Origin of the sequence: Luteimonas colneyensis (assembly GCF_014836665.1) — a bacterium.
GTDB classification, from domain to species: domain Bacteria; phylum Pseudomonadota; class Gammaproteobacteria; order Xanthomonadales; family Xanthomonadaceae; genus Luteimonas; species Luteimonas colneyensis.
This window is the reverse complement of the sequence record NZ_JACSQJ010000006.1, coordinates 1-19,112: the sequence shown is the minus strand read 5'-3', so window position 1 is coordinate 19,112 and position 19,112 is coordinate 1. Positions and strand designations below refer to the sequence as shown.

General features: G+C 72.4%; 17 protein-coding genes. 6 read left to right on the top strand and 11 right to left on the bottom strand.

All coding sequences use genetic code 11. The annotated features are described in order from the left end of the window. Positions 1-10 precede the first annotated feature (10 nt). Complete coding sequence (locus H9645_RS10630) at positions 11-589, bottom strand: anthranilate synthase component II (RefSeq protein WP_191729684.1); 579 nt, start codon at positions 587-589, stop codon at positions 11-13. 192 nt (positions 590-781) lie between these two features. Here H9645_RS10630 and H9645_RS10625 point away from each other — a divergent pair, with 192 nt between their 5' ends. The 4 genes from H9645_RS10625 to H9645_RS10610 are packed head-to-tail and all read left to right on the top strand — an operon-like array spanning position 782 to position 5,068. Then, a complete protein-coding gene (locus H9645_RS10625; protein WP_191729683.1) occupies positions 782-1,615 on the top strand; it encodes a cytochrome c oxidase subunit II in 834 nt (277 codons plus the stop codon). Further along, entirely contained in the window at positions 1,612-4,128 is a 2,517-nt protein-coding gene (gene ctaD, locus H9645_RS10620; RefSeq protein ID WP_191729682.1) for a cytochrome c oxidase subunit I, read from the top strand. The genes H9645_RS10625 and ctaD overlap by 4 nt, the downstream gene beginning before the upstream one ends. Next, positions 4,125-4,541 carry a hypothetical protein gene (locus H9645_RS10615; RefSeq protein WP_191729681.1) on the top strand — a complete coding sequence of 139 codons (417 nt, stop codon included), beginning with the start codon at positions 4,125-4,127 and terminating at the stop codon, positions 4,539-4,541. Before ctaD ends, H9645_RS10615 begins: the two co-directional genes overlap by 4 nt. After that, positions 4,541-5,068, top strand: a complete 528-nt coding sequence (locus H9645_RS10610) for a DUF2231 domain-containing protein (protein ID WP_191729680.1) — start codon at positions 4,541-4,543, stop codon at positions 5,066-5,068. Before H9645_RS10615 ends, H9645_RS10610 begins: the two co-directional genes overlap by 1 nt. Before the next feature lie 36 nt (positions 5,069-5,104). Here the strand turns inward: H9645_RS10610 and H9645_RS10605 are convergent, their stop codons facing one another. Next, on the bottom strand, positions 5,105-5,563 hold the full coding sequence (locus tag H9645_RS10605) for a CopD family protein (RefSeq protein ID WP_191729679.1): 459 nt from the start codon (positions 5,561-5,563) through the stop codon (positions 5,105-5,107). A gap of 105 nt (positions 5,564-5,668) precedes the next feature. On the opposite strand from H9645_RS10605, the gene H9645_RS10600 reads away from it, so the two are divergent. Further along, entirely contained in the window at positions 5,669-6,610 is a 942-nt protein-coding gene (locus tag H9645_RS10600; protein WP_191729678.1) for a cytochrome c oxidase assembly protein, read from the top strand. A 94-nt stretch (positions 6,611-6,704) separates the two neighbouring features. On the opposite strand, the gene H9645_RS10595 is transcribed toward H9645_RS10600, so the two are convergent. The 5 genes from H9645_RS10595 to H9645_RS10575 all read right to left on the bottom strand — a co-directional run bounded on the left by H9645_RS10595 (position 6,705) and on the right by H9645_RS10575 (position 11,047). Then, the gene (locus tag H9645_RS10595) at positions 6,705-7,457 is read right to left on the bottom strand and encodes a hypothetical protein (RefSeq protein ID WP_191729677.1); all 753 of its coding nucleotides are present in this window, start codon (positions 7,455-7,457) and stop codon (positions 6,705-6,707) included. An 11-nt stretch (positions 7,458-7,468) separates the two neighbouring features. After that, positions 7,469-8,944 (bottom strand): anthranilate synthase component I, encoded by a 1,476-nt coding sequence (gene trpE / locus H9645_RS10590; protein WP_191729676.1) that lies wholly within the window; start codon positions 8,942-8,944, stop codon positions 7,469-7,471. Then, positions 8,941-9,903: a lipid kinase YegS gene (gene yegS / locus H9645_RS10585; protein WP_191729675.1), complete on the bottom strand. Its 963-nt coding sequence runs from the start codon at positions 9,901-9,903 to the stop codon at positions 8,941-8,943. The genes trpE and yegS overlap by 4 nt, the downstream gene beginning before the upstream one ends. A 37-nt stretch (positions 9,904-9,940) precedes the next feature. Next, a complete protein-coding gene (gene rpe / locus H9645_RS10580; protein ID WP_191729674.1) occupies positions 9,941-10,624 on the bottom strand; it encodes a ribulose-phosphate 3-epimerase in 684 nt (227 codons plus the stop codon). Between the two features lie 93 nt (positions 10,625-10,717). After that, positions 10,718-11,047, bottom strand: a complete 330-nt coding sequence (locus tag H9645_RS10575; protein ID WP_191729673.1) for a J domain-containing protein — start codon at positions 11,045-11,047, stop codon at positions 10,718-10,720. Positions 11,048-11,126: 79 nt separating this feature from the next. Between H9645_RS10575 and H9645_RS10570 the strand changes: the two genes are divergently transcribed. Further along, entirely contained in the window at positions 11,127-12,065 is a 939-nt protein-coding gene (locus H9645_RS10570) for a phosphoribosylaminoimidazolesuccinocarboxamide synthase (protein WP_191729672.1), read from the top strand. Positions 12,066-12,185: 120 nt separating this feature from the next. On the opposite strand, the gene glnE is transcribed toward H9645_RS10570, so the two are convergent. The 4 genes from glnE to H9645_RS10550 all read right to left on the bottom strand — a co-directional run bounded on the left by glnE (position 12,186) and on the right by H9645_RS10550 (position 18,869). After that, the gene (glnE, locus tag H9645_RS10565) at positions 12,186-15,008 is read right to left on the bottom strand and encodes a bifunctional [glutamate--ammonia ligase]-adenylyl-L-tyrosine phosphorylase/[glutamate--ammonia-ligase] adenylyltransferase (RefSeq protein ID WP_191729671.1); all 2,823 of its coding nucleotides are present in this window, start codon (positions 15,006-15,008) and stop codon (positions 12,186-12,188) included. A 172-nt stretch (positions 15,009-15,180) separates the two neighbouring features. Then, positions 15,181-16,797, bottom strand: coding sequence for a phytoene desaturase family protein (locus tag H9645_RS10560; RefSeq protein ID WP_191729670.1), 1,617 nt, complete (start codon positions 16,795-16,797; stop codon positions 15,181-15,183). A 5-nt stretch (positions 16,798-16,802) separates the two neighbouring features. After that, complete coding sequence (locus H9645_RS10555) at positions 16,803-17,945, bottom strand: UDP-N-acetylglucosamine--N-acetylmuramyl-(pentapeptide) pyrophosphoryl-undecaprenol N-acetylglucosamine transferase (protein WP_191729669.1); 1,143 nt, start codon at positions 17,943-17,945, stop codon at positions 16,803-16,805. Between the two features lie 9 nt (positions 17,946-17,954). After that, positions 17,955-18,869 carry a DUF808 domain-containing protein gene (locus H9645_RS10550; RefSeq protein WP_191729668.1) on the bottom strand — a complete coding sequence of 305 codons (915 nt, stop codon included), beginning with the start codon at positions 18,867-18,869 and terminating at the stop codon, positions 17,955-17,957. Positions 18,870-19,112: the final 243 nt, after the last annotated feature.

Genomic DNA, 19,112 nt, shown 5'->3' with positions numbered 1-19,112 from the left:
CTGGTGGCCCTCAGGCGTCGAGGAAATTCTTCAGCAGCGCGTGGCCGTGCTGGCTGAGGATCGACTCCGGGTGGAACTGCACGCCCTGCACGGGGTGCTCGCGATGGCGCAGGCCCATGATCGCCTCGCGGCTGCCGTCGTCGTTGTCGGTCCAGGCCGTGACTTCGAGGCAGTCGGGCAGGCTGTCCTGCTCCACCACCAGGGAATGGTAGCGCGTGGCTTCATACCCGTCCGGCAGGCCCGCGAACACACCGTTCCCCGCGTGCCGGATCGGCGAGGTCTTGCCGTGCATGATCCGGCCGGCGCGCACGACGCGCCCGCCATAGGCCTGGCCGATGGCCTGGTGGCCGAGGCAGACGCCGAGGATGGGCGTCGTCGCGCCCAGGCGCTCGATCACCTCCAGCGAAACCCCCGCCTCGTTCGGCGTGCACGGCCCCGGCGAGATCACGATGTGGCTCGGCGCGCGGCGCGCGATCTCCTCCACCGTCAGCGCGTCGTTGCGCACCACCTCCACCTCGGCGCCCAGCACCTGCAGGTACTGCACGAGGTTGAAGGTGAAACTGTCGTAGTTGTCGATCATCAGCAGCACGGAAGGCCCCTGCAGGCGCGTGGCGGCAGCGCCACCGGAAGCCGTCCATTCTCGCCGAAAGCCCCGCGGCGGTGCGCGTTCACATTCGCTGTCCACGCTGCTGGCTAGCCTCTCCGGTTGACGCCGGGGCCGCCTGCGCCGCGGACGCAGGGCCAGCAGGGAGGAGACACCATCGCGACCATCGCATCCCGCATGCGGCTGCCAGCCGGCGCGCTGTGGCCACTCGCCGCCGCGGGCTGCACCGGGCCGCAGTCCGCGCTGGATCCGGCCGGCCCCGCCGCAGCCGGCATCGCCGGCATCTGGTGGGCGATGTTCTGGGGCGCGCTCACGGTGTGGCTGCTGGTGATGGCGCTGGTGGGCTGGGCGCTCTACCGCGGCCGCAACACGCGTGCGCTGGCGAAGCCGCAGCACCTGATCGTGGGCGGCGGACTGGTGCTGCCGCCGGTGCTGCTGGCGGGACTGCTGGTGTATGGCTCGGTGTCGAGCGCGCGCATCACCGGCTTGGGCCAGGCCGTGGATGCGCGCGTGGACGTGATCGCCGGGCGCTGGCGCTGGCATTTCCGCTACCGCGATGCCGACGGCCGCGTCGTGGGCGAATCGCTGGACGTGCTGTCGATGCCGCGCGGGCAGCTGGTCGAGTTCCGCATCACCAGCGCCGACGTCATCCATTCGTTCTGGATCCCGCGCCTCGGCGGCAAGGTCGACGCCGTGCCCGGCCGCGTGAACCGGCTGCGGCTGCGCGCCGATGGCGACGGGCGGATCCGCGGGCAGTGCGCCGAATACTGCGGCACCGGCCACACGCACATGGCCTTCGAGGTGCTGGTGCAGGACGACGCGGCACATGCCGCCTGGCTCTCTCGCCAGGTGGCAGCGGGCATTCCGGATGCGGTGGCGAGGGCGGATGCGGTCGCGATCGCTGCGCTCGACGCGCTGGAACCCGGACATGCGATCAGCGTGGATGCCGTACGCGACAGCAGCGAGGCCGGATCGCCCGAACCGGATCCGGCCGTGGAAGCCCCACCATGAGCGCCGCCACCACGACGCCGGCCACGCCCGAAGACGCGCGCCTGCAGGCGCTCCACGACACCTGGGCCACGCCGCCCGGCTGGCGCGGCCGCCTGACCGCGGTCAACCACTCCACCATCGGCCTGCGCTTCATCGTCACCGGCCTCGCGTTCTTCCTGGTGGGCGGAATGCTGTCGATGTTCATCCGGCTGCAGCTGGCCTGGTTCGGCAACGAGGTGCTGGATCCGCAGCGCTACGCCGAGTTCGTGACCATGCACGGCACCACGATGATGTTCCTGTTCGCGGTGCCGATCATGGAGGGCTTCGCGCTGTACCTGGTGCCGAAGATGCTTGGTGCGCGCGACCTGCCCTTCCCGCGGCTGTCCGCGTTCGGCTACTGGTGCTACCTGTTCGGCGGCCTGTTCCTGTATTCCAGTTTCCTGTTCGACGCGGTGCCGGACTCGGGCTGGTTCATGTACGTGCCGCTGACCGACGCCACCTGGTCGCCGGGACTCAACGCCGACTTCTGGCTGATCGGCGTGACCTTCTCCGAGATCGCCGCGGTGGCGGCTGCGGTGGAGATGATCGTCGCCATCCTGATCGGCCGCGCGCCGGGCATGGACCTGCGGCGGATCCCGCTGTTCGCCTGGGCGATGCTGGTGACGTCGTTCATGATCGTCTTCGGCTTCCCGCCGCTGATCCTCGCGAGCATCCTGCTCGAGATCCAGCGCGCCTTCGGCTTCGTGTTCTTCGATCCGGCGCTGGGCGGCGACCCGCTGCTGTGGCAGCACCTGTTCTGGCTGTTCGGCCATCCGGAGGTCTACATCATCTTCCTGCCGGCGGCGGGCGTGGTGTCGATGGTGGTCTCGACCTTCGCGCGGCGGCCGATGGTCGGCTACACCTGGATCGTGCTGGCCCTGGTGGGCACAGGCTTCCTCAGCTTCGGACTGTGGGTGCACCACATGTTCACCGTCGGCATCCCGCTGCTGGCGCTGGCCTTCTTCAGCGCGGCGAGCATGGCGGTGGCGATCCCGATGGGCATCCAGGTGTTCGCGTGGATCGCGACGCTGTGGGCGGGCCGGCCGTGGCTGCGGGTGCCGACGCTGTACCTGTTCGGCTTCTTCTTCGTGTTCGTGCCGGGCGGCCTGACGGGCGTGATGGTGGCGATGGTGCCCTTCGACTGGCAGGCGCACGACAGCCACTTCGTCGTCGCCCACCTGCACCACGTGCTGATCGGCGGGCTGATGTTCCCGCTGTTCGCGGGCCTGTACTACTGGCTGCCGCTGGCCAGCGGGCGCGAACCGTCGGAAAGCCTCAGCCGCACCGCGTTCTGGCTGGTCTTCATCGGCTTCAACCTGACCTTCCTGCCGATGTACCTCACCGGCCTGCTGGGCATGCCGCGGCGCGCGTACACCTACCTGCCGGAGCTGGGCTTCCACTGGCTCAACCTGGTGTCGACCGCCGCCGGCTTCGTGCTGGCGGTGGGCATGGTGGCGGTGCTGGTCGACGTCGCGCTGAGTTTCCGCCACGGGCCCAGCGCGCGCCGCAATCCCTGGCGCGCGGGCACGCTGGAGTGGGCGATGCAGCACCCGGTGCCGAACTTCAACTTCGCCTCGGTGCCGCGCGTGCAGGGCCGCGACGCGCTGTGGGCCGATCCGATGCTGGCCGAGACCACCTCGCGCCCCGATGGCCTGCTGGGCGATGCGCGCCACGGCGTACGCGAGCTGATCGGTTCGAGCCTGCTGGACGCGCGCGCCGAGCAGGTGATCCGCGTCTCCGGCCCGACCTGGCTGCCGCTGGTCGCGGCGCTGGTGCTGGCGATGCTGCTGGCCTGCTTCATCGCCAAGCTCTACTGGCTGGCACTGGCGATGGCGTTGCCGCTGTTCGCGGTCTTCTGGCGCTGGGCCTGGACCACGGGCGATCCCGGCGGTCCGGACGCCGTCGAGGCCGAGCCGGGCCTGGTGCTGCCGACCCAGGGCGCCGCCCGCAACGCGCCGGGCTGGTGGGCGCTGGTGATGTCGCTGCTGGTGGACGGTTCGCTGTTCGCGTCGCTGGTGTTCAGCTACTTCTACCTGTGGCTGGGCACGGAGGCCTGGCCGCCGGCGGGGATCGCCATCGCTGGCTGGCCGGCGATGCTCACGTCGCTTGCGCTGCTGCTCGCCTGCGCCGGAGCCGCGCAGTTCGCCACCCGCGCACTGCGCAGCGACGCGCGCGGCCGGGCGGCGGCGGGCTGGCTGGCGACAGGGCTGCTGGGCGCGGGCTTCCTCGCCGCCCAGGGCTGGGCGATGGCGCCCACTGGCGCGCCGGGCACGCACGCCTATGCCTCTGTGGCCTGGACGCTGGCCGGATTCCATATCGTGCACGTGCTGCTGGGGATGCTGTTCGCCGCGTTCGTGGCCGCGCGGCTGCGCCGGAACCTGGTCACCGCGGCGCGCCCGCTCGAAGCACGCGTCACCGCCGGGCTGTGGCGCTACACCGTGGCCCAGGGCGTGCTCGCCTGGGGCGTGATCCATCTCTTCCCGAGGCTGGCATGAGCACGGACACGCCACGCGATCCACTGCCACCACCGCGCACGCACGGCCCCCTGTCGCCGTATCGCCTGACCGGCATCGCCGCGCCGATGGTGGTCTGGGCGCTGCACTTGGTGGTGGTGTATTCGCTGCAGGGTGTGACGTGCGGAGAAGACCTCGCCAATCCGCGCCTTGCGGGCCTGCACACGCTGACGTGGTGGGTGCTTGCGCTGACCGCAGCCGCGTTCGCCGCGCTGGCGTGGATGGGCGTCCGCGCCCTGCGCGCCCGGCGCGTGTCGGAAGACGACCGCTCCAGTCCGCTGCTCGCCTCGCGCCGCCGCTTCGCCGCCACCCTCACCGCGCTGCTCAGCGCGCTGTCCGTGGTCGCCGTGCTGTTCACCACGATTCCCGTGCTGCTGCTCCCGGGGTGCGCCTGATGCCCGAATCGCTCAAGCCGCCGAAGCCGCCGCAGCTCAGCCGCACGGTCGAAAGCCGGGTCGCGATCCGCAAGCATCCGGTGCATCCGATGCTGGTGGTGTTCCCGATCGCCTTCCTGATGGTGGTGGCACCGCTGGACCTGCTGCACCTCTGGAGCGGGCTCGCTTTCTGGGCGCAAATGGCGATGGTGCTCAGCGCCGCCGGCCTGGCACTTGGACTGGTGGCCGCGGCGGTGGGCACGGTCGACCTGCTGCTGATCCCGGTGGTGCGTCGCCACGTCTCCGCATGGAGCCACGCGCTGGCGGCGGTGATGCTGCTGGCGATCGCCGCGGCCAACACCTGGCTGCGCTGGGAGGATCCGGTGGCCGCGGTCTGGCCCTGGGGCCTGCTGCTGTCGTCGGTGATGGCGCTGCTGGTGGGCGTGGCCGGCTGGCTGGGCGGCGGGCTGAGCTTCCACCATGGCATCGGCGTGGCCGGGCATCTTGGCACCGAGGACCGGGGGCCGGATGCCCCGCCGGGGGCCTGAGCCGTGCGCCGCGCGCCTTGTCCGTGGCGGCACGATTCAGGGCCGGCCGGCGGCTCCTGGCGGTGGCGGGAGGTCGCCGACGGTCGGCGGCTTGGCGCCGGTGAGCGCGGCAATCGCGAGCAGCAACAGCAGCGGCGCCCATCCCAGCAGGCGATAGAACCATGCACCGTGCCGGTCGCGCCCCTGGCCGAGCTCGTACAGCACCATGCCCATGTAGAGATGCACGCACACCGCGCCGGCAACGATCACCAGCTTCATCACCAGCCACGCGCCCCCGGGGCCGTAGGCGATCAGCGCCATGCCGCTGGCCACCGCCACCAGCGCCGCGGGCGTGGCCATGCGGAAGTAGAGCGTGTTGGCGGTGGCGTTGAAATAGGCCGCGGCGGCGTCGCGCTCGCCGCGATGCCGGGCCACGAACAGCCGCGGCAGGAAGAACAGCCCCGCGAACCACAGGACCATCGCCGAGATATGCAGGATCTTCAGCCAGAAGTACATGGGGCGCCCCCGGGGAATCCACAGCAGTCTGCCCGCGCCCGTGCGAAGCGGCCGTGGTGGACGCGACCGGCGCGCGACCGGACGCATGCGCAAGCCGGACGCGCGGTGCCTGCCACGTCCGAACGCCATCCGCACGTGTACGCCCTGTCCGCTGCCGCCCGGCTGATCGCAGCCGCGCTGGTCCTCTCCACCGGTCCCGCCTTCGCCCACGCTGGCCACGAGCACCCGCCGACGCTGGGCACCGCCTTTTCACCCTCGCCGTGGCTGCTGGTGCCGCTCGCGGCCTGGATGGTGCTGTACGCCGCCGGACTGCGCCGGCTCTGGGGACGGGCCGGCATCGGCGGCGGGGTGTCCCGTGTCGGCTTCGCCGGCGCCGTCATCGGCGTCGTGGTCCTGCTGCTGTCCACGACCTGGCCGCTCGACGCCTACGGCGAATGGTCGCTGGCCGCGCACATCGCCCAGCACATGCTGCTGATCGCCTTCGTGCCGCCGCTGCTGCTGGCCGGGCAGCCGCTGGCGGTGGCCGCGCACGCGCTGCCGGCGGCGGTCGCGCGCCGCCTGCACCGCGCGCTGGGCGCGGCCTCGGCGCGCGCGGCCCGTTCGCTCACCGCGGCCTCGGTCGCACACGGCGTCGTGCTGTGCGCCTGGCACCTGCCGGTGGCCACGACCGCCGCGCTGCACAGCGACCCTGTGCACTGGACCATGCACGGCACCTTCCTGGCCTCGGGGCTGTGGCTGTGGGCCGCCATGTGGACGCGCATCCGCGACCCGCACGTCGGCGCCGGGGCCGGCGTGGTGGCGATGGTCGCGGTGATGATGCAGATGGGCTTCCTCGGCGCGCTGCTCACCTTCTCGCCGCGGCCGCTCTATCCCATCTACGCCGAGCGCGCGCCGCAGCTCGGCCTCGACGTCATGGCCGACCAGCAGCTGGCCGGCGTGCTGATGTGGGTGCCGAGCTGCATCCCCTACCTGGCCGGCGCGATGTGGCTGCTGTGGCACGGCTTCGCGCGGCTGTCGCGCCGGGAGCGCGGATCACCCGTACCCTGACCTTGATCAGCGCGTGGAGATCCGCTACCTGCAGCGCAAGGCCGGCGCGATCGTGATCGTGATCGTGATCGACTTCATCGTGCGCGGCTGAGGCTCAGCCGCGCGTTGCATCGCCCTCGGGCCGCAGCAGCTCCCAGGGAAAGTCGTGCGTTCCGTATCCGGGCTGCCCATACCCGTCGGGCGCCGCCACGTCGCGCACGCCGAACGCGGCCATGTCCTTCACCCGAAGCGTCCACTGGCAGTCACAGCCCATGCGCTGCCCGATCACGGTGATCGCGCCATCCACGCCGAGCCGGGCGTAGAAGGCGTTCTGCCGGCGCAACAAGCGTTCGAAGTCGAGGCGCACCGCGCGCGCCGCCATGCGCCGCTCCCACCAGCGCAGCGGCCGGCCCTGCGGATGCACGAGCGTCCTGGGGTCGAACTGCTCGAACAGGCCCTCCTGGAGCATGGAGCCGTGCCAGATCACCAGGCTGCCCGGCTCGATGGTCTTGCGCCGGCCCGCGGTGAACACGTAGTTGGCGCAGGAGGACATGCACAGCCCGCCGGACACCTTCACGTCGAGTCCGCGCGCGTGGATCATGTCGCCGAAGTCCATACCGGCGGCGACATCGCCGCCGCCGGAATTCACGACCACCTCGCGCACCTGCGGCGAGGCATCCAGCAATGCCCGGGCCCGCGCCACGCCCTTCGGGGTGATCGAGCCGGTGTAGATCAGTTCCGGCCCGCGCGTGCGCACCTCGACGGGCGGTGCCTCGCCGGACGCGGCCTGCCCGGGCTCGCCGGCAATCGCCATCGCCGCGCAGAAGAACAGCTGCAGGCCCGTCATGGCCGGCGCGCCACGTCGCATCCTCGCGTTCCTCACAACCCCCCGGCCGCCTGCGCCACCGCGCGGAACAGCGCGCGACCCTTGTTCATCGTCTCCTCCCACTCCTTCACCGGATCGGAGTCGTAGACGATGCCGGCACCCGCCTGCACGTGCAGGCGGCCGTCCTGGATCACCGCGGTACGGATGGCGATCGCCATGTCGGCGTCGCCGTTCCAGGCGATGTAGCCGATGCTGCCGGCGTAGACATTGCGCTTGGTCGGCTCCAGCTCGCGGATCACTTCCAGCGCGCGGATCTTCGGTGCGCCGCTGACCGTACCCGCGGGAAACGTCGCGCGCAGCACGTCGGCATACGACAGGCCCTCGCGCACCTTGCCGGTGACCTCGCTGACGATGTGCATGACGTGGCTGTAGCGCTCGACCACGAACTGTTCGCCTACTTCGACCGTGCCCGGCGCCGAGACGTGGCCGACGTCGTTGCGGCCGAGGTCGATCAGCATCAGGTGCTCTGCGCGCTCCTTGGGGTCGGCCAGCAGCTCCGCTTCCAGCGCCATGTCGTCGGCCAGCGTCGCGCCGCGCGGACGGGTGCCGGCGATCGGGCGCACGGTGACTTCGCCGCCCTGCATGCGCACCAGGATCTCCGGCGAACTGCCCACCACCTGGGTGCCGCCGACGTCGAGGAAATACATGTAGGGCGAAGGATTGAGCGCCCGCAGCGCGCGGTACACGTCCACCGGCCGCGCCTGGAAGGGCACGCTCAGCCGCTGCGACAGCACCACCTGGAACACATCGCCGCCGGCGATGTACTCCTTCACCTTCGCCACCGCGTCGATGAAGCCCTCGCGGGTGAAGCCGGAGACGAAATCCTCCTCGCGCAGCGCCGCCGGATGCAGGGTTTCCGGGTAGCCGGTGCCGGCCTGGCGCAGGCGGTGCACCAGCGCATCGAGCCGGCGCTGAGCGCGCGCCAGCGCCTGCGGTTCGCGCGGGTCGGCGTGCACCACCAGGTACAGCCGGCCCTTGAGGTTGTCGAATACCGCCAGCTCGTCGCACTGCATCAGCAGGATGTCGGGCGTGCCCAGCTCGTCGCGCAGGCCGGCATCCGCGGCCAGGCGCGGCTCGATGTAGCCGATGGTCTCGAAGCCGAACCAGCCGACCAGGCCGCCGCTGAAGCCGGGCAGGCCTTCGACCTCGGGCACCGACTGCTCGGCGCGCAGGCGCTCGACCTCGGCGAAGGGATCGGCGATGTCGCGCTCGGCCACCACTTCGCCGTGCTCGCGCAGCGCGTAGCGGTGGCCGCGGAACTCGTGCACGCGCGTGGCCGGCAGGCCGATGATCGAGTAGCGGCCGAAGCGCTCGCCGCCCTCGACCGACTCGAACAGGCAGCTGTGCGGGCCGTCGGCCAGCTTCAGGTAGACCGACAGCGGCGTGTCGAGGTCGGACAGCACTTCGCGCACCACCGGGATGCGGGTGTGACCGGCGTCGGCATGCTGCTGGAACTGTTCGGGGGTCATCGTGGCTCCGTGTGCGATGGATCGGCGTCGCCGGGGGACAGCAGCGCGCAGTCGTCCGGCAGGTGCATGCGCAGGCGGCCGGCGACCGCTTCGGCGCGGAAGCGGCGGCCTTCCACCGGCTCGCCGTCGAGGTTGAGCACCATCGGCGCGTCGGCTTCGATCTCGATCCACGGCAGGCGCGCGCGCACGGCGACGCGGTCCAACGCGGCGTGGCGACCCTCCGCCAGCACCGTGCCGAGGGTGGCGCCGACCTCGCCCTCGAGGCCGGGAACGATGGTGAGGTCGAGCAGCCCGTCGTCGATCCGGGCGTCCGGGCACAGCGCCTGGCCACCGCCGGCCTGGCGACCGTTGCCGATGCCCAGCGCGATGAACCCGCCGCGCCAGCCGAAGTCCGGCCCGCTGATCCGCGCCTCGATCGGGTCGATGCGTCCCAGCCGCGCGAGGCCGGTGACGAGGTAGGCCAGCCCGCCGAGCAGCTTCTTCAGGCCTTCGTCGGTGTCCAGCGTGACCTGGGTGCCGAAGCCGCCGCTGGCGAGGTTGGCGGCCCAGTGCGTGCCGTCCTCGCTCTGAAGCCGCAGCAGGTCGATGGCGCGCGCCGGCTGCGACAGCACCAGTTCGAGCGCGGCCAGCGGCGCGTCCGGGAGACCGGCGGCCGAGGCGAAATCATTGGCGGTGCCCATCGGCACCAGCCCGAGCGTGGGCAGCTCGCCGGGGCCGGCGTCGCGGCCGGCGAGCGCGGTCGCGACCTCGCTCAGGGTGCCGTCGCCACCGGCGGCGATCACGGCGTCGACGCCCGCCGCGATCGCCTCGTCCACTTCGCGCGCGCCGTCGCCGGGTTCCCAGGTCACGCGCACGTCGACATGCACGCCGCGGTCGCGCATCGCGACCACGGCCCCGCGCAGGGCGTCGTCGCCCGCGGCCTTGCCGTTGATCACCAGCAGCCAGCGGGGCGCGCTCATGCCGCCCCGTCGCCGCGGCCGCGGTCTCCGCCGGGCCTCACGGCGCGCCGCCGCAGGCGCGGGCCACTTCACGACGCATCCGCGACACCACGTCGGCATAGTCCGGCTGGCCGAAGATCGCCGAGCCCGCGACGAAGGTATCGGCGCCAGCGGCCGCGATCGCGCCGATGTTGTCCGGCTTCACCCCGCCGTCGATCTCCAGCCGTACGGCGCGCCCGCTGGCGTCGATGCGCTCGCGCACCTTCCGCAGCTTGTCCAGCGCCGAGGGGATGAAGGCCTGGCCGCCGAAGCCCGGGTTGACCGACATCAGCAGCACCAGGTCGAGCTCGTCGAGCACGTAGTCCAGCACCTCGACCGGCGTCGCCGGGTTGAGCACCAGGCCCGGCTGGCAGCCGGCGGAGCGGATCAGCTGGATCGTGCGGTGGACGTGGCCGCTCGCTTCGGGGTGGAAGCTGATCAGCGTCGCGCCGGCCTCGGCGAAGTCGCCGACGATGCGGTCCACCGGCGACACCATCAGGTGCACGTCGATCGGCGCGGTCACGCCGTGCTTCCTCAGCGCGCTGCACACCAGCGGGCCGATGGTGAGGTTGGGCACGTAGTGGTTGTCCATCACGTCGAAGTGCACCCAGTCGGCGCCGGCGGCCAGCACGTGGTCGACCTCCTCGCCGAGCCGGGCGAAGTCCGCCGAGAGGATGGAGGGGGCGATGACGGTGGGCTGCATGGCGGGGGCTCGCGTTGGGAAACGGTGGAGGGTGGCACCGGCACCGCCCGGGCGCGGGGCGCCCGTGGCCATCGGCCGGACAGGCGCGCGGCGCTAGCGGCGGCCGCGCTTCTTGCGGATGCGGTCGTAGGCGCGGTTGATGTCGGCGGCGCGCTTCTGCGCCTGTTCGAGCAGTTCGGGCGCGGCACCGGCCATGCGGTCCGGGTGGACCTGCGCGATCAGCCGCCGGTAGGCAAGGTCGATCTCGGTGTCGCTGGCGTCGCGCTCCACGCCCAGCACGGCGTAGGCGTCGTTGGCCGCGACCCGGAACCAGTCGCTGTCGAAGGCATGCCCGATCAGCAGCCCGATCAGGCCGCCCGCCGGATGCCGCATCAGCAGCCAGCCGGCGATGAATCCCAGGACCTTTCCATACCAGCGCTTCATGCGCGCGATTCTACCGTGGCCGCCCGCACGCGCGGCCGTGCATCGCTACAATGCCCCCCCGACGGCTCCAAGACGACCCATGGCAACGACCCTGCTCGAAGCCCATCTTCCCGGGCTCGAACTGCTCCACCGCGGCAAGGTCCGCGACGTCTACGCGCTTCCGCCCGGCTCCGGCCCCGGGGAGTTCGGCCCGCTGCTGCTGATGGTGGCGACCGACCGCCTCAGCGCCTTCGACGTCGTGCTGCCCGACCCGATCCCCGGCAAGGGCGAGATGCTCTGCCAGGTCTCCAACTTCTGGTTCGACCGCACGGAACACCTGGTGCGCAACCACCTCACCGGCATCGACGTGGCCTCGGTGCTGCCGGCCGGCGTGGATCCCGCGCCCTACCGGCTGCGCTCGGTGGTGACCCGCCGGCTGAAGCCGGTTCCGGTGGAGGCCATCGCCCGCGGCTACCTCATCGGCAGCGGCTGGAAGGACTACCAGCGCACCGGGCGGGTCAGCGGCATCGCGCTGCCCGACGGCCTGCGCCAGGCGGAGCAGCTGCCGCAGCCGATCTTCACGCCCTCGACCAAGGCCGCCGTCGGCGACCACGACGAGAACATCGACTTCGACACCATGGTGCGCACCATCGGCGCCGAGCTGGCCGAGCAGGTGCGCGACGCCACCCTGCGCCTGTACGCGTTCGCCGCCGGGTATGCGGCCGAACGCGGCATCATCCTCGCCGACACCAAGTTCGAGTTCGGCACCGATGCCGACGGCCGCCTGTACGTGATGGACGAGATGCTGACGCCGGACTCCTCGCGCTACTGGCCGGCCGACGCCTACGAAGTCGGCACCAGCCCGCCGAGCTACGACAAGCAGTTCGTCCGCGACTGGCTGGAGACGCAGGACTGGGACAAGACCGCGCCCGGCCCGCGCCTGCCGCCCGACGTGATCGAACGCACGCGCGCCAAGTACGCCGAAGCGCTGCAGCGCCTGGCCGGCATCGCCATCGACGCCGGCGACAAGGCCGACTGACACCCAGGCGCCGCCCTCGCCCCCGTCCTGTAGGAGCAGCTACAGCTGCGACCGCTCTGCAGCGCACGGTGCATAGTGCGGCGCAGTCCTCGCAGGAACCGGTCGCAGCTGTAGCTGCTCCTACAGGGGTGCGGGGTCGGGAATGGTGGCGTCCAGCCCGGCGGCGCGCAGCGCGGTGGTGATGGCTGCACGGGCGGCGTCCAGCGCCTCGCCGTGCGGCACGATCCGTGCGCGGCGGTCGAGGGTATGCGCCAGGCCCAGCGCCACCAGCGCGGCGTGCGCGTCCTGCAGCGCGGAGGCGGTGCCGGCGTCGAGCAGGCCGGTCCCGCGGCCGGCGGCGATCAGCCCGCGCGTGTCACGCGGCTCCAGCAGGGCCGGGTGCGTCGCGGCATGTCCCAACACCAGCGCCTGCAGCAGGAACTCCAGGTCCACCAGCCCGCCTTCCCCCTGCTTGAGGTCGAACATGCCCTCGCTGCCGCGGTCGAGGCTCGAGCGCATGCGCGCGCGCATGCCCGCCACGTCGGCCGCAAGCGCGGCCGGATCGCGCGGGCGCCCCAGTGCGGCGGCACGCACCCCTTCGAAGGCGGCATGCAGGCCGTCGTCGCCGGCGACGCAGCGCGCGCGCACCAGCGCCTGGTGCTCCCAGGTCCAGGCGCGCTCGCGCTGGTACTCGCCGTAGGCCGACAGCGACGACACCAGCAGTCCGCTGCCGCCGTCCGGGCGCAGGCGCACGTCGACCTCATACAGGCGGCCGGCGCCGGTCGTGGTCCCGAGCAGGAGCACGATCTTCTGCGCCAGGCGCGCGAACCAGCGCTGCGCCTCCAGCGGCCGTGGGCCATCGGACTGCGCGTCGGTCGCCGCGTCGTACAGGAACACCAGGTCGAGGTCGGAGCCGATGCCGAGCTCCTCGCCACCCAGGCTGCCGTAGCCGATCACCGCGAACGGCGCGTCCGGCACCACGCCGTGCGCGGCCTGCATCTCCCGCCGCGCCAGCTCCACCACCACGCCGACCACGCCGTCGGCCAGCCAGGCCAGCTGGCGCGCGCTGTCGACGGCGGCGAGGCGGCCGTCGAGCGTGGCCAGGGCGATCCGGAAGCTCAGCGCCTGGCGGGTCTCGTTGAGGGCGAACAGTGCGCCCTCGATGTCGTCGCGCTGCAGCGCCGCGCTGCAGGCCGCGTGGATCTGGCCGCGGCCGGGCATCGGGCCCTCCACGCGCAGGTCGAGCAGCTCGTCCAGCAGCAGCGGATGCGCCGCCACGCGCTCGGCGAGGAAGGCGCTGCGGGTGACCAGGCCGGTCAGCCGCGCGAGGGCCGCCGGCTGCTCGTCGAGGAGCGCCAGGTAGCTGGCCCGGCGCAGGATGTTGTGCAGCAGCGCCAGCAGCCTTCGCATGGCCTGCAGCGGGCGGTCGGCCGGCGCGCTGGCCTGCAGCATCACCGGCATCACCCGGTCCAGGCGCGCGCGCGCGGCGTCGGACAGGTCGCGCACGCTGGGCGAGCGCGCGAAGTCGCGCAGTGCGGCATCGACGTCGCCGGGATCGCCGAAGCCGGCCGCGGCCAGCACGGCGGCATCTCCGCCTTCGGGCAGCGCGCGCCAGTAGCCCGCGATGTCGCCGTCGACATCGGCGCGTGCCTCGTCGCGCTGGGACAGCAGTGCCCCGAACTCCGTCGCCACGCGGGCGCGTACCGGCGCCAGCTCCGACGCCAGCGCGTCCCAGTCGGCATGCCCCAGGCCGCGGGCGATGCGCAGGCGATCGAGCGGCGCGTCGGGCAGCACGTGGGTCTGCGCGTCGCGCAGCATCTGCAGGCGGTTCTCGAGCCGGCGCAGGACCCGATAGGCGTCGGCCAGTCCGGCGGCCGCTTCCTGCGTCACCTGCCGCGCCTCGCGCAGCGCTTCGAGCATCGGCAGCAACCGTCGTCCACGCAGGGCGGGCTCGCGTCCGGCGCGCACCAGCTGCAGCGCCTGCACCAGGAATTCGATCTCGCGGATGCCGCCCGGCCCGCGCTTGATGTCGTCGGCCAGCTCCTTGCGCGCGACTTCGGCGGCGATCGCGGCCTTCATTTCGCGCAGCCCGGCGAGCGCGCCGTAGTCGAGGTAGCGGCGATAGACGAAGGGCCGCAGCGACGCGAGGAAGCGCTCGCCGGCCTCGCGGTCGCCGGCCACCGGGCGCGCCTTCTGCCAGGCGTAGCGCTCCCAGTCGCGACCCTCGCGCTGGAAGTACTGCTCCATCGCCGCGAAGCTCAGCGCCACGCGCCCGGCGTTGCCGAACGGACGCAGGCGCAGGTCGACGCGATGGCAGAAGCCGTCGGCCGTGGGTTCGTCGAGCAGCTTCGCCAGCGCGCGGCCCAGGCGGGCGAAGTACTCCTCTGCCGCCAGCGGGCGCGCGCCGTCGCTTTCGCCGGCGGAATCGTAGGCATAGACGAGGTCGATGTCGGAGCTGAAGTTCAGCTCGCCGCCGCCGAGCTTGCCGAGCGCGAACACCACCAGCCGCACCGGCGCCCCGGCCGAGTCGCGGACGACGCCGTGGCGGCCGGAAAACTCCGCTTCCAGCGCGTCCAGCGCGAGCCCGAGGCAGTCCTCCGCCAGCCGGGTACTGCCCTCCAGCGTCGCGGCCACGTCGTCCAGGCCGGCGAGGTCGCGCCAGACCAGGCGCGCGGAGCAGGCGCTGCGCCAGCGCCGCAGCAGCCCGGGCCAGGCGTCCGGCGCCGCGGGATCGAGTCGCGGCGGCGGCAGGGGCGCATCGGCATCGTCGAGCAGCGCGGCCAGGACGTCCGGCTGGCGCGCAAACACCTCGATCGCAAAGTCGCTGGCCACCGCCACGCGCCGCAGCGTGTCGCCGCCGGCGGCGACGGCGGCGTCCGGCAGGCGCGCGAGCTGGCGGGCCACGTGGGCATCGAGCGCGGCAGGCACGTCGCCTGCGCCGGGCTGGTCCAGGGAAGTCGTCATGCCGGGATTGTGGCAGGCGGGGCGGAAAACTCCGGGGTAAAAAAAAGCCCGAAACGGCGGACCGTTCCGGGCTTTGCTCCCTCCCCCACGTCGGGTGCGGGTCGATCGTGAAGGAAGCGTTATGCAACTTGCACGCTGCACCGCAAAACAGGACTTGCGGGTACAGGATGTGTCAAGTGCCGGCGGACAGCTTCCGCCCGAGGTCGCGGGCGATCTCGCGCGCGGCGTTCCGGCCCGGCAGCCCGGTGACGCCGCCGCCGGGATGCGTGCCCGAACCGCACAGGTACAGCCCCGGAAGCGCGCCGCGGTAGTTGCCCTGGCCCAGCACCGGCCGCGCCGAGAACAGCTGGTCCAGCCCGAGGGCGCCGTGGAAGATGTCCCCGCCCAGCAGCCCGAACCGCCGCTCGAGGTCGAGCGGCGACAGCGCTTCGTAGCCGAGCACGCTGGCGCGGAAGTTCGGTGCCACCGCATCCACCGTCTCGATCATCAGCCGCGCCACCGTGTCCCGGTGCGCGTCCCAGCCGCCGTCCACCTGCGGATGCACGTGCTGGCAGAACAGGCTGGCGACATGGGCGCCGGGCGGGGCCAGGGTGTCGTCGAGGGTGGACGAAATCACCAGCTCGACGATCGGCGCGCGTGCCCAGCCGGGGTTGTGCTGCTTCGACTTCGCGTCGAAGTAGGCCTGCTCGAAATAGCGCAGCGAGTGCCCCACCAGGATGCCGCTCTGGTGGTGCGGCTGCAGCGAGGTGCCGGGGGCGGCGATGAAGTCGGGCAGCTCCGACAGCGCCACGTTCATGCGGAAGGTCCCGGAGCCGCAGCGGTAGCGCTCGAAGCGCTGCGCGGTGTCCTCGTCCAGGTGTTCGCGCGGCACCAGCGCCGTGTACAGCAGCTTCGGATTGACGTTGCCGGCCACGGCCCTCGCGCGCAGCGTGCGGCCGTCGGCCAGCGCCACGCCCACCGCGCGGCCACCTTCGACCAGCACCTGCGCGACCTCGGCGCCGGTTTCGACCACGACGCCGCGCGCGGCGCATTCGGCGGCCATCGTCTGCGTGATCGCGCCCATGCCGCCGATGGCGTGGCCCCAGGCACCCTGGCGGCCGTTGACCTCGCCGAAGACGTGGTGCAGCAGCACATAGGCGCTGCCTGGCGTGTACGGACTGGCGAAGTTGCCGACCACCGAGTCCCAGCCCAGCGCCGCCTTCAGCGGCTCGCTTTCGAACCAGGCGTCGAGGAGGTCGCCCGCCGACTTGGTGAACAGGTCGAGCAGGTCGCGCCGGCCGCGCATGTCGAGCCGGCCCAGGCGCCGCGCGACCGCCGCCGAGGCCAGCCAGTCGGCGAGCACGAAGCCGTCGGACACGTTCGGCGGCGTCAGCAGCATCAGCTCGCGCAGCACCGCGACCACGCGCTCGAGCATGGCGTAGTAGAGCGGCAGCCGCTCCGCGTCGCGCGCGGACCACGTCGCCACTTCGGCCTGGCCGTGCTCGCCGCCCAGGCGGAAGGCGCGGCCGTCGGGCAGCGGCAGGAAGTTCGAGTACGGCCGTTCGACCACGCGCAGCCCGTGCTCCGCCAGCCGCAGGTCGGCGATCACGCGCGGGTTGAGCAGGCTCACCGTGTAGCTGGCCACCGAGTTGCGGAAGCCGGGATGGAACTCCTCGGTCACCGCGGCGCCGCCCACGATGCCGCGACGCTCCAGCACCCTGACCTTCAGCCCGGCGCCGGCCAGGTAGGCGGCGCAGACGAGGCCGTTGTGGCCGCCGCCGATGATGATGACGTCGTCGACCACGGCCATGGCGCTCAGCCGGTCGCGCCGGCGCGGGCCGCGAGCATCGCCTCGACCTCGTCGGCCAGGCGCGCGGCCGCGTCGGGGCGTCCGAGCCGGGCGGCCGCGGCCGCCGCGGCCGGCAGGATCGACGCGTCCGACGCCAGCATCTGCAGCCGGTCCGCCAGCGCGGGGGCGGTGAAACCGCCATCGTCCTCGCGCATGCACCAGCCGGCACCGAGCCGCTCCAGCGCCTCGGCATTGCCGCGCTGCTCGTCGCGCGAGCCGCCCTGCGGGATCGGCACCACGATCGCCGGACGGCCCACCACCAGCAGGTCGGCGATCGTCGTCGCGCCGGCCCGGGTGATGACCAGGTGCGCATCGCGCAGGCGCGCGGCCATGTCGTCGAAGAAGGGCCGCAGCTCGACCTCGATGCCCGCCGCGCGGAGTCCGGTGGCGACGGCGTCGGCATCGTCGCCGCGGTACTGCAGCGACAGCCGGATCCGGGCGCGCAGGTCGGCCGGCAGGGCTTCGAGCGCCGGCGGCACGACGCGTCCGAACACCGCGGCGCCCTGGCTGCCGCCGACCACGAGCAGGCGCAGCGGCGCAGCGGCGTCGAGCGCCGGGTACGGCGCGCTGGCGGCTTCGAGGATAGTGGCGCGGACGGGATTGCCGGTTTCGACGAAGCGGCCTTGCGCAGCGGCATCCACCCCGCCGGTGCCGGCGAACGAGGTCGCCACCCGGTCGGCGAAGCGCAGCAGCTGGCGGTTGGCCATGCTCAGCCGCGAACCCTGCTCGTGCAGCAGCAGCGGCAGCCCGAGGCTGCGGCCGGCGAGCGCCGGCGCGAAGCTGGGATAGCCACCGAAGCCCGCGACCAGCGCCACGCCGCGACGCTTCATGTCGGCCCGCGCGGCCAGCACCGCACGCGCGATCACCACCGCGGCCGCGAGCTTGCCCACGGGCCCGCCGGCCAGGCTGCGCGCCGGCAGCACGCGGTGCGGGATGCCTTCCAGCGCCCCCGTGAAGCGCGCGCCGCGCGCCTCCGTGTAGAGCACCACGTCGTGGCCACGCGCCTGCAGCTCGCGCGCCAGCGCTTCGGCGGGGAACAGATGCCCCCCGGTGCCACCCGCGGCCAGCCCGATCGTGGCGCGGCCCGCGCGCCCTGCCTCGCCCTGCATGCCCGGCCCTCAGTGCGCCGCGGCGGGCGACTTGCCGCGCACGCGGTTGAACAGCGTCACCCCGCCCGCCACGAGCGCGCCGACGATCACACCCACCACCAGGCTGGCGAGCGTGTCGGCGACGAAGGCCGGCAGCCCCCAGCCCTCCATCACCTCCAGCAGGTGGTGCAGCGCGTCGATGTTGTGCACGAAGATGCCGCCGCCGACCAGGAACATCGCGATCGTGCCGATGACGCCCAGCGCCTTCATCAGCCACGGCGCCGCGTACAGCAGCGCGCGCCCGATCGCGGGCAGGACCGTGCCCGGCCGCTTGTCCAGCCACAGCCCGGCGTCGTCCATCTTCACGATCGCCGCCACCAGGCCGTAGATGAGGACGGTCACGCCCAGCGCGATCACCGCCAGCGACGTCGCCCGCGTCAACAGCGGCTGGTCGGCGACCACGGCCAGCGAGAGCACGATGATCTCCGCCGACAGGATGAAGTCGGTGCGCACCGCGCCCCTGATCTTCTTCTTCTCCATCTCCGCCGGCGTTTCGCCCGAGGCCAGCACGGCCTGGGCACGCGCCTCGGGATCGGGCTTGTCCTTGGCGTGGAAGAGCTTCTCCACCACCTTCTCGAAGCCCTCGTAGCAGAGGTAGGCGCCGCCGACCATCATCAGCGGCACCACCAGCACCGGCGCCAGCCAGCTGATCAGCAGCGCCGCCGGCACCAGGATCAGCTTGTTCACCAGCGAGCCCTTGAACACGCCCCAGATCACCGGCAGCTCGCGATGCGCCTTGACCCCGGCGACCTGCTGCGCGTTCAGCGCGAGGTCGTCGCCGATCACGCCGGCGGTCTTCTTGGCGGCGACCTTGGTCAGGACCGAGACGTCGTCGAGCAGGGTCGCGATGTCGTCGAGGAGGGTGAGCAGGGAGGCGCCGGCCATGTGGGTTCCATCTCAGCGTGCGTTGAGCGACGGATTGTCGCACCGCGCCCCGCCCCGGGCGATACGCGCCCGTCACGACCTGAAAAAGATTCTTCTCCCAAGTGAGGGGAAGAGGCTCGCAGTCGAGCTGGCTGTCGTGATGCTGGATCGGCTTCTGCTACGGATGAGTGATGCTTGCGGAGCTGGGTCGTGATGCAAGTCGGCTCCGTGGTGGTGTACGCGGCCCGTCGCGCACACAGGGGG